Annotated in this window: 12 protein-coding genes and 2 pseudogenes; 10 read left to right on the top strand and 4 right to left on the bottom strand. The window is 74.2% G+C overall.

The window, feature by feature from the left end; genetic code table 11:
• Positions 1–101 precede the first annotated feature (101 nt).
• The 3 genes from HS99_RS40215 to HS99_RS46050 all read left to right on the top strand — a co-directional run bounded on the left by HS99_RS40215 (position 102) and on the right by HS99_RS46050 (position 2,334).
• A complete protein-coding gene (locus HS99_RS40215) occupies positions 102–947 on the top strand; it encodes an SAM-dependent methyltransferase (protein WP_046387038.1) in 846 nt (281 codons plus the stop codon).
• A gap of 214 nt (positions 948–1,161) precedes the next feature.
• The gene (locus HS99_RS40220) at positions 1,162–1,701 is read left to right on the top strand and encodes a hypothetical protein (RefSeq protein ID WP_030290130.1); all 540 of its coding nucleotides are present in this window, start codon (positions 1,162–1,164) and stop codon (positions 1,699–1,701) included.
• A gap of 168 nt (positions 1,702–1,869) precedes the next feature.
• A complete protein-coding gene (locus HS99_RS46050) occupies positions 1,870–2,334 on the top strand; it encodes a hypothetical protein (RefSeq protein WP_079151563.1) in 465 nt (154 codons plus the stop codon).
• Between the two features lie 71 nt (positions 2,335–2,405).
• Here the strand turns inward: HS99_RS46050 and HS99_RS40230 are convergent, their stop codons facing one another.
• Entirely contained in the window at positions 2,406–3,263 is an 858-nt protein-coding gene (locus tag HS99_RS40230; protein ID WP_050366291.1) for a YihY/virulence factor BrkB family protein, read from the bottom strand.
• 81 nt (positions 3,264–3,344) lie between these two features.
• Here HS99_RS40230 and HS99_RS40235 point away from each other — a divergent pair, with 81 nt between their 5' ends.
• Together HS99_RS40235 and HS99_RS40240 are read left to right on the top strand one after the other, a co-directional pair.
• Complete coding sequence (locus HS99_RS40235; protein WP_046387115.1) at positions 3,345–4,577, top strand: PP2C family protein-serine/threonine phosphatase; 1,233 nt, start codon at positions 3,345–3,347, stop codon at positions 4,575–4,577.
• 86 nt (positions 4,578–4,663) lie between these two features.
• On the top strand, positions 4,664–5,755 hold the full coding sequence (locus HS99_RS40240; RefSeq protein WP_030290196.1) for a vWA domain-containing protein: 1,092 nt from the start codon (positions 4,664–4,666) through the stop codon (positions 5,753–5,755).
• Between the two features lie 112 nt (positions 5,756–5,867).
• Here the strand turns inward: HS99_RS40240 and HS99_RS42135 are convergent.
• Positions 5,868–6,254: pseudogene (locus tag HS99_RS42135) on the bottom strand (FAD-dependent oxidoreductase); the annotation flags it as partial.
• Positions 6,255–6,500: 246 nt separating this feature from the next.
• On the opposite strand from HS99_RS42135, the gene HS99_RS40245 reads away from it, so the two are divergent.
• Positions 6,501–7,298, top strand: a complete 798-nt coding sequence (locus tag HS99_RS40245; protein WP_030290194.1) for an SDR family NAD(P)-dependent oxidoreductase — start codon at positions 6,501–6,503, stop codon at positions 7,296–7,298.
• A 123-nt stretch (positions 7,299–7,421) separates the two neighbouring features.
• Positions 7,422–7,943 (top strand): metallophosphoesterase family protein, encoded by a 522-nt coding sequence (locus tag HS99_RS40250; protein ID WP_030290192.1) that lies wholly within the window; start codon positions 7,422–7,424, stop codon positions 7,941–7,943.
• Positions 7,944–8,010: 67 nt separating this feature from the next.
• Here the strand turns inward: HS99_RS40250 and HS99_RS40255 are convergent, their stop codons facing one another.
• Entirely contained in the window at positions 8,011–8,421 is a 411-nt protein-coding gene (locus HS99_RS40255; RefSeq protein ID WP_030290191.1) for an SRPBCC family protein, read from the bottom strand.
• A 567-nt stretch (positions 8,422–8,988) separates the two neighbouring features.
• On the bottom strand, positions 8,989–9,846 hold the full coding sequence (locus HS99_RS40260; RefSeq protein ID WP_030558287.1) for an alpha/beta hydrolase: 858 nt from the start codon (positions 9,844–9,846) through the stop codon (positions 8,989–8,991).
• A gap of 100 nt (positions 9,847–9,946) precedes the next feature.
• On the opposite strand from HS99_RS40260, the gene HS99_RS40265 reads away from it, so the two are divergent.
• The 3 genes and pseudogenes from HS99_RS40265 to HS99_RS40275 form a co-directional block, all read left to right on the top strand.
• On the top strand, positions 9,947–10,357 hold the full coding sequence (locus tag HS99_RS40265; RefSeq protein ID WP_030558288.1) for a winged helix-turn-helix transcriptional regulator: 411 nt from the start codon (positions 9,947–9,949) through the stop codon (positions 10,355–10,357).
• Between the two features lie 229 nt (positions 10,358–10,586).
• Positions 10,587–11,228, top strand: a complete 642-nt coding sequence (locus tag HS99_RS42990; RefSeq protein WP_030290188.1) for a hypothetical protein — start codon at positions 10,587–10,589, stop codon at positions 11,226–11,228.
• Positions 11,228–11,594: pseudogene (locus tag HS99_RS40275) on the top strand (BREX-1 system adenine-specific DNA-methyltransferase PglX); the annotation flags it as partial. The gene HS99_RS42990 and the pseudogene HS99_RS40275, both read left to right, overlap by 1 nt.

Raw genomic sequence — 11,594 nt, forward strand, 5'->3', positions numbered from 1 at the left:
CCACTTCCCGCGCGGTACCGCCCAGTTGGCTAGACTGCCCCGGCCCGGTGTGATCACCAAGGGACAGGGAAGGGGCAGGGATGAGCATGGGGGAGACCTGGATGACCGTGACCGATCCCGACCCGGCCGAGCCGGCGGGGCCGCAGATACGCCAGGACATCCCGCACAGCGCCCGGATGTACGACTACTTCCTCGGCGGCAAGGACAACTTCGCCGTCGACCGCGAAGCCGCCGAGCGCGTCCTGACCGCCTTCCCCACCATGCGCACCGCCGTCCGCGCCAACCGCACCTTCATGCACCGCGCCACCCGCGCGCTGGCCCGGCGCGGCCTGAGCCAGTGGCTGGACATCGGCACCGGCATCCCCACCTCGCCCAACCTCCACGAGGTCGCCCAGGCCGTCGAACCGCGCGCCCGCGTCGTCTACGCCGACAACGACCCCGTCGTCCTGGCCCACTCCCGCGCCCTGATGACCAGCACCCCCCAGGGCCGCACCGCCTACGTCCACGGCGACGTCCGCGACCCGGCCTCGATCCTGACGACCCCCCAGGTCGCCGAAACCCTCGACCTGACCCGGCCCGTGGTCCTGTCGATGGTGGCCCTGCTCCACTTCGTCCCGGACCTCGACGACGCCCGCGCCATCGTCGAGCACCTCCTGAACCCCCTGCCGGCCGGATCCGCCCTGGTCCTCTCCCACGCCACCGCCGAACTCGACCCGCCCGGCGCCTCCAAGGTCGAGGAGATCTACAACCAGGCCGGCACCTCCCTGCGGCTGCGCTCCCGGGCCGAGTTCGCCACCCTCTTCGAAGGCCTGGACCTCCTCGACCCGGGCATCGTCCCGGCCCACCGCTGGCACCCGGACGGCACCGACGGCGCCGCCGACCTGCTGCCGGCCACCGTCACCGACGCCCAGGTCTCCTTCTACGCCGGCGTCGCCCTCAAGCCCTGACCACCGACCGGGCCCCCGGCCGGGCCCCTGGCCGCCGACCCCTGACCAGCCGTCCGCAGAACCGCCCCCGCGTCAACACCCGGGCGGCCTGCGGGGTCCCGTCCGGGTGACGCGCACGCGGTTTCCCCTCCGGGCCGGGCCCGCCCGGGCTGTCATGGAGCAGCCCGGCCCCGGGCACGGCGAAACCCGCTACGCCCCATGGAGGAGGAGACCCGTGTCCTCGCCCTGCGACCCCCAGTACGCTCCCGCCGGCGACGTGAGCGCAGCGCTCATGGTGATCGACTCCCGGCTCAAGGCCCTCTACGACGGCCGCACCGAGGCCGACCCCGAACACCTGCGGATGGTCGACCAACTCGCCGCCTCCATGGGCCCCGACGAGTTCGGAGCCCTGCTGGAGGGCGCCTGCACCCTCATCTACATGTACATGAACTGGCTCGGCCGGGCGTGCGAGGACCACGGCAAGGACGTCATCGAGTACGTGGTGCCCACCCTCGTCGCCACGATGCGCATGATGCCCAGGACCTTCCGCCCCGAGGTCGTCCCCACCATGGCCGGCCTGCTCATCGCCGCCGGCAGCGGCCTGAGCCCCAACCTGTGGCGCGCCCAGTACGGTCCCTGGACCGACGCCGAGATGAACCCGCTGGAAGCCACCGCCACCCTCCTCGCGGAGTACGTCAACCGCATCTGCGGCGACGACCGAGACTTCGCCACCCGGCTGATCACCGACGCCCTCTCCCGCGCCGAGGAGGACTGACCCCGGTCCCGTCCGACCGGGAGCCCGTCCGACTGTTACATGACAGTGACGTTCCGCACACAACCGGTGGCGCGGAGTGGGACGTCCTCAGGAAGGACAGTGCCCGAACCGCACCGACGGTGCCTCGGGCCGAACGACCACCTCCCCTCTGAAAGGGGTGCACCAGTGATCGTCACCAAGCGGAACTCCCTGCGCCTGGCCGCCGTCGCCGCCCTGGGCGCGCTGTTCCTCGGGACGGCGGGCACCGCCATGGCGGCCGCCCCGGCCGCCACCGACCCCGACCCCGTCGCCGCCACCGCCACCGCCCCCGCCCCCGCCCCCGCCCCCGCCCCCGTCGCCTCCGCCCCCGTCGCCTCCGTGTCCGCCGGCATCACCGCCAAGCCGTCGGTCACCTCCGTCCAGGCCTGGCAGCTGTTCCGGGTCACCGGTACCACCACCGGCCTCGAGGCCGGGAGCACGGTGACCCTCCAGCAGAAGCAGCACGGCACGTGGGTCACCCTGCCGGCCTCCGTGCACACGACCCGCAACGGCTCCTACTCCCTCGGCGTCAAGCTCGGCATCAAGGGCCTGAACGAGCTGCGCATCGTCAGCGGGAACACCGCCTCGCCCGTGTTCACCGTGACCGTGCGCTGACCCCGCACACCCGGCGGCCCGCCGCGTGCAGAGTCCCTGCACCCGGCGGGCCGCCGCCGTCCCGGGCGGCCCTACCCGGACGGCGGCGCCCTCCCGGCGTCCCCGTCCCCGTCCTCCCCCTTCCCGTCGCCGTCCCTGCTCTCCTCCCCGTCCCCGCTCCCGCCCCCCTCCCCGAAGTCCACGCTGACGCGCTCCTCCGGCCGCCGCTCCTCCTGGCGCGCGATGGACGACAGGACCTCCTGGTCCGGCCCGGTCAGCGGGGGCTGCAGGATGCTGCGCGGCCACAGCCGCCGGTGCAGCACCACATTGGCCTCGGCGGCGTACACGGTGATCTGGGCGTTCAGGTAGAGCCAGGACAGCAGGCCGATCACGGTGGCGAAGAACCCGTAGACGGCCGTGGCGTGCCGCAGCTGGTGGGCGACCAGCAGGGCGCCGAAGGCCTGCAGCACGGTGAACAGCGGGCCGGCGAGCAGGCACCCGTGCAGCAGCGCGCGGGTGGGCACGCTTGTGGGCGTGAGGACGCGGAAGCACGCCAGGCACAGGGCGGTGTTGACCAGGGCGGACAGCACCGGCCCGCCTACCTGCGCGGCCGGCCCGGTGAGGGCGACGGCGACGAGGGTGGCGGCCCAGGTGGCCAGCAGCAGCCCGAGGGCCAGGACGGTGAACAGCAGCAGGCTGCGGGCCAGGCGCGGGAAGTAGCCGGGACGCACCACCCCCGGCACGTTCCAGATCTCGGCCATGGCGTGCTGGAGGACCTGCGCGATGCCCAGCGTGCCGTACAGCAGGCCGAGCACGGCGACCACCAGCGCCAGCCCGCTGCCCTGGACGGAGTGGACGTTCTGGCGCAGCTGGCCGCCGATGATGGGGAAGTCGGCGAGGGCGGAGTTGACGACGGCCTGCCGGGCCTGCGGATGGCCGTGGAGGGCCACCGCCAACCGCGGGTGGGCCGCCAACCGCGTGCGGCCGGCCCCGAACGGGGTACACGCCGCTGCGACGGGAGGTGCGAAGCGGTGACCTGCGACGACGCGGTGCTGGGCGGCGCCCTGGCCGGGCTGCTCACCGGCTCCCGGACCAGCGGGCCGGCCGAGCTGCCCGCCCTGGTGCACGAGGCCGCCCGCGCACTGGGCACCGACGGCGCACGGGTCTTGCTCGCCGACGTCCAGCAGCACTCCCTCGTCCCGCTGCCCGGCCCCGAGCCGGGGGAGGACGGCCACCGGGTCGACATCGAGGGCACACTCGGCGGCCGCGCCTACCGCCTGCAGCAGACCCAGCTGTCCGCCGGCCCGCCGCCCACCGGCTGGTTCCCCCTGGTCGACGGCGTCGAACGGATCGGCGTGCTGCGGATCGAAGGCGTCGAAGGCGCAGCGCTGGACCGCCACACGATCGAGTGCTGCGAGGCGCTGGCCGGCCTGGTCGCCCTGGTGGTGGCGTCCAAGAGCGCCTACAGCGACGTCATCGTCGAAGCGGTCCGCCGGCAGCGGATGAGCCTGCAGGCCGAACTGCTGTGGGCCTTCCTGCCGCCGCGCACCATCGGCACCCGCGACGTCACCTCCAGCGCGGTCCTGGAACCCGCCTACGACGTCGGCGGCGACGCCTTCGACCACGCGGTGGCCCACGGCCACCTCCACGTGTCCGTGTTCGACGCGATGGGCCACGACCTCGCCTCCGGCGGCGCCAGCTCCGTCGCCCTGGCCGCCTGTCGTTCCACCCGCCGCTCCGGCGGCGGCTTGGCCGACATCGCCCGCACCATCGACCGCACCCTCGCCCGGTGGATCCCGGACCGACTGCTCACCGCCGTCATCGCCGACCTCGACACCGCCACCGGCGAACTGTCCTGGGTCAACTGCGGCCACCCGCCGCCGCTGCTCATCCGCGACGCCCGCGTCGTCCCCGACGCCCTGCGCCGAAGGCCCGAACTGCCGCTCGGCCTCGGCTTCCACGAGCACGGGCCGCAACCCGTCCACCACGCCAGGCTCCAGCCCGGCGACCGCCTGCTGGTCTACACCGACGGGGTCACCGAGGCCCGCTCGGCCGCCGGCGAACTCTTCGGCGAACACCGCCTGACCGACACCCTGGTCCACCACATGGCCGGCGGCGACCCCGCTCCCGAGGCCCTGCGCCGCCTGGTCCACGCCCTGCTCACCCACCAGGACCACCAGCTGCGCGACGACGCCACCATCGCCCTGGCCGAGTGGCACCCCCGGCGCCACGGGAGCGGACGCACTGTCAGTGCCCCCGCCTAGGGTGGGAACCACGACGGAGAGGGCGCCGCGAAGGCGCCCGCAGAGCCCGCCGAAAAACCACCGCACGAACAAGGGGGGGCACACCCATGTCCGCGAACAGGATCAAGCACAAGGTCAACCACGTCTCGCTCGTGGTCGACAAGTCCGGCTCGATGCGCCAGCACCAGGCCCAACTCATCCGCGTCGTCGACGAGTTCGTCAAGGGCCTGCAGGAGGAGTCCGACCGCCTCGGCCACGAGACCCGGATCAGCCTCTACGCCTTCGACCACGAAGTGCAGAACCTCGTCTGGGACATGGACGTCAAACACCTGCCCTCCCTGCGCGGCCTCTACCGCGTCGACAACGGCGCCACCGCGCTCATCGAAGCCGCCGTGAAGTCCGTCGACGACCTCAAGAACATCTGGGAGGGCTACGGCGAGCACTCCTTCCTCCAGGTCGTCGTCACCGACGGCGAGGAGAACGCCTCCGGCTTCTCCCAGACCGGCCAGATGCACACCCGGATGAACGCCGGCCGGGGCACCACCGTCCTGCGCACCTGGCGGGACCGCATCCAGGGCGCCATGGACGAGCTGCCCGACCACTGGACCTCGGCCATCCTGGTCCCCAACTCCCTGGCCAAGCGCACCGCCCAGGAGTACGGCTTCCCCGCCGGCAACATCGCGATCTGGGACGCCGACTCCAGCCAGGGCGTCGAAGAGGCCATCGGCACCGTCAAGTCGGCCGCCACCAGCTTCCTGCGCGGCCGCGAACAGGGCGTGCGCGGCACCAAGAACCTCTTCGCCATGGGCCAGGACCTCAACACCGCCGAGGTCAAGGCCAAGCTCGACGCCCTCGACACCGGCAAGTACATGCTGGTCCCCGTCGACCAGCCCACCCCCATCCGCGACTTCGTCACCAGCGCCGGCCACACGTACCGGACCGGCTGCGCCTTCTACGAGCTCTCCAAGCGCGAGAAGATCCAGGGCAACAAGCAGCTCGCCGTCGCCGAGAAGGACCCGGCCACCGGCCGGATGACCGGCCGCGTCTTCTCCGGCCCGGCCGCCCGCCAACTCCTCGGCCTGCCCTGCGCCGAAGCCACCGTCAAGCCCGGCGAGAACCCCGCCTACACCGTCTTCGTCCAGTCGACCTCGGTCAACCGCAAGCTCGTCCCCGGCACCAAGCTGCTCGTCATGCTGTAGCGGGGCGGGCAGGACACGCGCCGGGGCCCGGGCCCCGGCGCCGGCCCAGGTCCGCCGGGTCCGCCGTCAGCCCAGGTCGAGGGCGTTCGGCAGGCCCCGGCGGTAGCGGGCCTCGGAAGCCGTGTTCGCCGGGCAGCGGCCGCCGTCCGCCCCGGGCGGTGCCGGGCACGTCCATGCTGCGGGCCTTGCCGCCCAGCGCCCGGTTGCGCTCGTAGACCGTTACCCGGTAGCCGCGCTCGGCCAGTTCCTGCGCCGCGCTCAGGCCGGCGACCCCGCCGCCGAGCACGGCGACCCGCCGCCCGGCCTGGGACCGTCCCGCCTGCCCCTGGGACCGTCCCGCCTGCCCTTCGGTCCGTCCCGCCTGCCCTTCGGTCCGTCCCGCCGCCCGCGCCGGCCCGCCCGCGCTCGGGCCGAGGTCGAGGCCGAGACCGGCGGCCGCCCCGGCCGCCCCGGTGAGCAGGGCGCGCCGGGTGCGCGCGGCTGCTGTGATCGCTCGCATGCCCCGTCAACGAGCCGGTGCGGGCGCGGGCACGGCCACGCCCGCCGCCGTGGGCGCGGTCAGCCGATCGGCGGTGCGAGGGACTCCAGCGCGTAGCCGTCGCCACGGCACGCCCCCTGCGAATACGTCATGGTCGTCTCCCGCAGAACCTGACCCTTCGCGGACGGCCCACCGGGGAGCGGCAGGCCGGTGCCGGCGGCCACGCCCGGTGTGATTCACGTGCGAGCGGCTGGGCAGTCGCGCGGCATGACGACTCCCACCCGACCCCTCGCCGTGGTGACCGGCGCCTCCAGCGGCATCGGCTACGAACTGGCCCGCCAGTTCGCCGAACACGGCTTCGACCTTCTGATCAACGCCGAGGACGGCGACCTCGCCACGGCCGCCGAGAGCCTGCGCGCCGACGGCGCCGTCGTGACCGACGTCCACGCGGACCTGCGCACCCGCCACGGCGTGGAGACCCTGTGGTCGGCGATCACCGCCACCGGCAGGCCCGTCGCGGCGGTCGCACTCAACGCCGGCGTCGGCCGGGGCGGCGCCTTCGTCGACACCGACCTCAGCGACGAACTGGAGATCATCGACCTCAACATCACCGCGACCGTCCGCCTGGCCAAGCACGTCCTGCGCGACATGACCGCCCGCGACGAGGGCCGCGTACTCATCACCTCCTCCATCGCCGCGACCATGCCCGGCCCCTTCCAGGCCGTCTACAACGCCTCCAAGTCCTTCCTCCAGTCCTTCGCCCAGGCCCTGCAGAACGAGCTGAAGGACACCGGCGTCACCGTCACCGCGCTGATGCCCGGCCCCACCGAGACCGACTTCTTCCGCCGCGCCGACATGACCGACACCAAGCTCGGCCGGCAGGACAAGGACGACCCGGCCCAGGTCGCCCGGCAGGGCTTCGAGGCCCTCATGGCCGGCAAGGACAGGGTGACCGCCGGTTCCCTCAGGACCCGCGCCCAGGCCGCCGCGAACAAGGTGCTGCCCGACAGCGCCAAGGCGCAGATGCACCGCACCATGGCCCGACCCGGCTCGGGCGACGGCTGACGCCCGTCCGCGACGTCCCCGCAGCGGCGGCCGGCCCGCCCGGTTGGCCCCGCCGCACCCGGGTAGGCGTCGCACGCGGTCCCCGGTCCGCGCGGACCGCCGCGTCCCCCGGGAGGTCGCACCATGCCGTCGGACAGCTTCGCCCGACTGCTCCTCACCTCCGACACCCACGTCCCCACCCGGGCGCGCTCCCTGCCCGCCCCGCTGCTGCGCGCCCTCGACGAGGCCGACGTGGTGTTCCACGCCGGGGACTGGGTCGACACCGCCACGCTCGACCTGTTCGAGGCCCGGGCCCGGTGGCTGGTCGCCGTCCACGGCAACAACGACGGGCAGGAGCTGCGCGAACGGCTGCCCGAAGTGGCCCGGGCCGAACTGGCGGGCCTGCGCTTCGCGGTCGTCCACGAGACCGGCCCCGCCCGGGGGCGCGAACAGCGCTGCCGCTCCCGCTTTCCCGACACGGACGTCCTGGTCTTCGGACACAGCCACATCCCGTGGGACAGCCGCGCCCCCGGCGGCCCGCGGCTGCTCAACCCCGGCTCCCCGACCGACCGGCGCCGCCAGCCCTTCGCCACCTACCTGACCGCCCGCGCGGACGACGGCCACCTCACCGAGCTGCGCCTCCACCGGCTCCCGCCGCGCTCCTGACCCCGCCGCGCTCCTGACCCGGCCGCGCATCGGTCGGCCGCGCACCGGTCGGCAGGGACGCGGTCGCTCAGCCGCTGGAGTCGGCCCGCAGGCGGACCTGCTCCTCCAGCCGGGCCAGGCTGTCCTCCAGCAGCTGTTCGACCTCCTCGCGCGGCGGGGCCGACTTCGCGTCGAAGAACGACAGGTGGACGGTCACCTGGCTGGTCCCGGTGTCCAGGCCCGCCACCTGGAGCCAGCCGGCGTACCGGCCGTTGTCCCGGGTGCCCCACTCCATCCGCATCTGGTCCCTCTGCGCCCGCAGGAGTCCGCGCTCGTCCTCGCCGGTGCGGTCCTCGTGCACGGTCACCGCGGGCGGGTCGTCGACCCGCACGTGCAGGTCGCGGGGCATCCACGCGTCGAACCGCCCGGGGTCGCAGGCCTGGTCGAAGACCAGTTCCGGCAGGGCCGGCATGGTGCGGGTGCGCTCGTACTCGGTCATCGGCACTCCTCGGATCCTGTCCGCGCCGGCAGCGGGCCGGGCGCTCCGCTGCCCACCCTCGGCCCCGCCCGGCGATACCGCGACCAGGAAGCCGCCGGCCGACGGACACCGGGCCCGACCGGCGGGCCCGGTGCGCCGGGACGGCCGGGGAGCGGCCCGGTCGGAGCCGGGCCGCTCCGGAGCGACGGGGTGAGGTGCTGGCGCAAGGACCTGGTGCGGGCGCTGCCTGCGGGCCGGGCGTGCTCAGACGGTCTCGCACGCCCGGCGCGGGGTGTTGACGGCCTGGGTGATGGCCGCCCGGTTCGACCGGGCCGCCAACTCCTGCGCCTGTTCACCACCGACGTCTCCGCCTCCGCCTGGCCGGGGTCAGAACCCGCGGACCCGGGTGGCCCGGTGCGGGTGGACGAGGACGTCGCAGGCCCGGCCGATCGCGAGCCGCGGCATCGGGTCGCCGGCGTGGACCGGGCCCGCGTCGTCGGCGGGGCGGTTGCCGTCCAGCCGGTCCCGGGCCGCCCGGGCAGCGGTGCGCAGGTCGACGCAGTCCTGCGCGCCACGGGCGCGATTCGGTCACCTCGGCAGGTCTTCGGAGAGGAAGGGAGCGAGGAGCGCGAGCAGCGCGTCCGGGCGGTCGAGGGGGATGATGTGACCGCAGTCCTGGAGGTGGTGGCCCACCAGGTCGTCGGCGACGGGACGGAGTTGGCGTTCGAGCCCGGTTCCGACGGGGTGGGAGCCGAGGGCCATGGTGGGCACGGTCAGCCGGGCCGTGGCGACGGCGTCCTGGAGTTGCCGCGCGCTGGTGGGCAGGGCCCGGTAGTAGGAGAACGCGCAGCGCAGGGCCTCGCGCCCGGTGTAGGCGTGGACGAAGGCCGCGCGGATGTCGGCGGGTACTCCTCGTCCGAGTGTCCCCGAGTCGAGGAACCAGTCGATGTAGGCGGCCTCGTTGCCGGCCAGCACGGTCTCGGCGAGGCCGGGGGCGGCGTGGAAGCCGAACCACCACGGGGCGCCGCCCGCGACGACGTGCTCGGCGCCGGGCAGGTGGCCGAGCAGCGCCTCCATCACGACCAGGCGCCGGACGCGGTCGGGTCGGCGCAGCGCCAGCAGGGCGCCGGGGGCGGTGCCGGCGTCGATGCCGACCACTGCTGCCGAGGGTTCGCCGAGTGCGTCGAGCAGCCCTTCGGCGTCGGCCGCGAGGGTGCCCGCGTCGTAACCGCCGACGGCGCGTTCACTGCCACCGAAGCCTCGCAGGTCCGGGGCGATGACCCGGTACCGCCCGGCGAGCCGGCCCATGATGCCGTCCCAGAGCCGCCAGGTGTGCGGGAATCCGTGCAGCAGGAGGACCGCGGGTCCTTCCCCGGCGACGGCGACATTGAGACGGACGCCGTTCGTCTCGATGCGGCGCAGCCGGGGTGTGCGGGTGGCGGGCATGACGGCTCCTCAGCCTGGTTACCATTGGTGACGACAAAACGATAGGTAACTGCCTGGCCAGTTCCCAGACGGCACTTTCGAGGAAGGTGGTGAGCCGCGGGTGACCACCCGAGGAGCCCCGGCCGGCGGTCGCGGCGTACGCGGCGATCTGTTCGACCCCTGTTGCCCCACGCGGCAGTTGCTGGACCGCATCGGGACGAAGTGGACGTCCATGGCCGTCAAGGCGCTCGCCGACGCCGCGCCGGAGGAGGTGCGCTTCGCGGAGCTGAGGCGCCGGATGCCCGGCGTCTCGCAGAAGATGCTGTCCGTGACGTTGCGGAGCCTGACCCGTGACGGGCTGGTGTCGCGCCGGGTCGAACCGGCCGTGCCCCCGCGGGTCTTCTACCGGCTCACCGGACTCGGGATGTCCCTGGAAGCCGTACTCGCGGGGCTGCGGACCTGGGCGGAGGAGCACATGGCCGAGATCGACCGCGCCAACGCCGCCAGTGACCAGGAGGCCGACGAGGACTAGGCAGCCGGTGTCGCGCTCGCTGCCGACGGCCGGGGGTTACCCGATGCGGCCGGTGTCGCCGCCTCGGTGCCCGTCGCCGTGTCGAGCCGTCGCCGCAGGCCCACCGTCCGGTGGACCTCCGGCCGTCCATGAGGAAGCCGGGCAGGCGGCCTGGCCAGGACGCTGCCGGAGGGGCGTAGAGTCGCCATAGCGGTTCAAGTCAGCTGAATAGGCATGGAGGGTCGTGGGTGTGTTCGTGACGACCGGGCAGGCCGGGACGGCCCTGGGGTGCTCGATCCCGACGGTGAAGAAGCTGATGGCCACCGGCGTGGTCCCCGGGGTCCGCGAGCAGGGCCGGCAGGTGTTCCCGCTGGCCGCGCTCCAGGCGCTCCAGGCCCGGCCCGCCGCCGGTCTGACCGTGCTCAGCGCGCCCGAGATCGCAGTGCTGCGCTCGGACGCCCCGACCCGGGTCGACGAGCCGGACCGCGACTGGATCGGCTTCGGCACCGCGCTGGACCGGGCGCAGCTGCTGGCCGCCCTGTCCGGCTGGTGGCGGTGCGACCCGGCCCGGGTCGCGGCCGGCGCAGTGCTGCCGGTGACCGTCGCCGGGTTCGTCGTCGCGGTGCTGACCGGCCTCACCGAGTGGGAGGGCGACGGCACCGTCGGCACCGCGGCCCGGTTCCGCTTCCCGAAGGCGCGCCTGGCCGGCTACCTGACCGACCTCACCGCCCCCGCCAACGCCGCCACCCCCACCGACCCGCAGGACGCCCGCCTGGCGGGACTGCTGCTCGGCACCCGCCTGGCGTCCGTCTCCGGCGGCCCGATCGCCTACGTCCCCACCAACCCGACCACCACCCACCAGCCCGACACCGAGGGGGGAATGACCCGCTGATGGACCGGAAGACGTACACCGCCGAGCTCGCCTCTCTGCGCGAGCTGCGCACCGGGATCACGGCCGCCGAGAAGCAGGTCGCGGCCGCGCAGAAGGAGCTGGACAAGCTGACCGCCCAGCGTGCGCGCCGGGTCGCCGGGCTCGCGGGGTACGAGGGTGCGAAGGCCGACGCCGTCGCGAAGGCCTCGGGCCTGTCGGTCGGCGACGTCGTGCGGATCGCCCCGCTGCTGGACCCGACCCCGGCCGCCGTCCGCGCCGTCAAGACCGACGACCGGGCCGCCGCTGCCACGCCCGCGCCCGTCGAGGCGCCGAAGGCCGAGCCGGTCGCCGAACCCGTGAGCGCGGTCGCTCCGGCGCTGACCCGCC

The organism is Kitasatospora aureofaciens (assembly GCF_001188955.3).
Taxonomy (GTDB): domain Bacteria; phylum Actinomycetota; class Actinomycetes; order Streptomycetales; family Streptomycetaceae; genus Kitasatospora; species Kitasatospora aureofaciens.

What these genes read in the sequence shown, in the direction of transcription:
- HS99_RS40215 (WP_046387038.1), top strand. Translation starts at nt 102, where the DNA reads ATGACCGTGACCGATCCCGACCCGGCCGAGCCGGCGGGGCCGCAGATA.
- HS99_RS40240 (WP_030290196.1), top strand. Translation starts at nt 4,664, where the DNA reads ATGTCCGCGAACAGGATCAAGCACAAGGTCAACCACGTCTCGCTCGTG.
- HS99_RS40245 (WP_030290194.1), top strand. Translation starts at nt 6,501, where the DNA reads ATGACGACTCCCACCCGACCCCTCGCCGTGGTGACCGGCGCCTCCAGC.
- HS99_RS40250 (WP_030290192.1), top strand. Translation starts at nt 7,422, where the DNA reads ATGCCGTCGGACAGCTTCGCCCGACTGCTCCTCACCTCCGACACCCAC.
- HS99_RS40255 (WP_030290191.1), bottom strand. Translation starts at nt 8,421, where the DNA reads ATGACCGAGTACGAGCGCACCCGCACCATGCCGGCCCTGCCGGAACTG.
- HS99_RS40260 (WP_030558287.1), bottom strand. Translation starts at nt 9,846, where the DNA reads ATGCCCGCCACCCGCACACCCCGGCTGCGCCGCATCGAGACGAACGGC.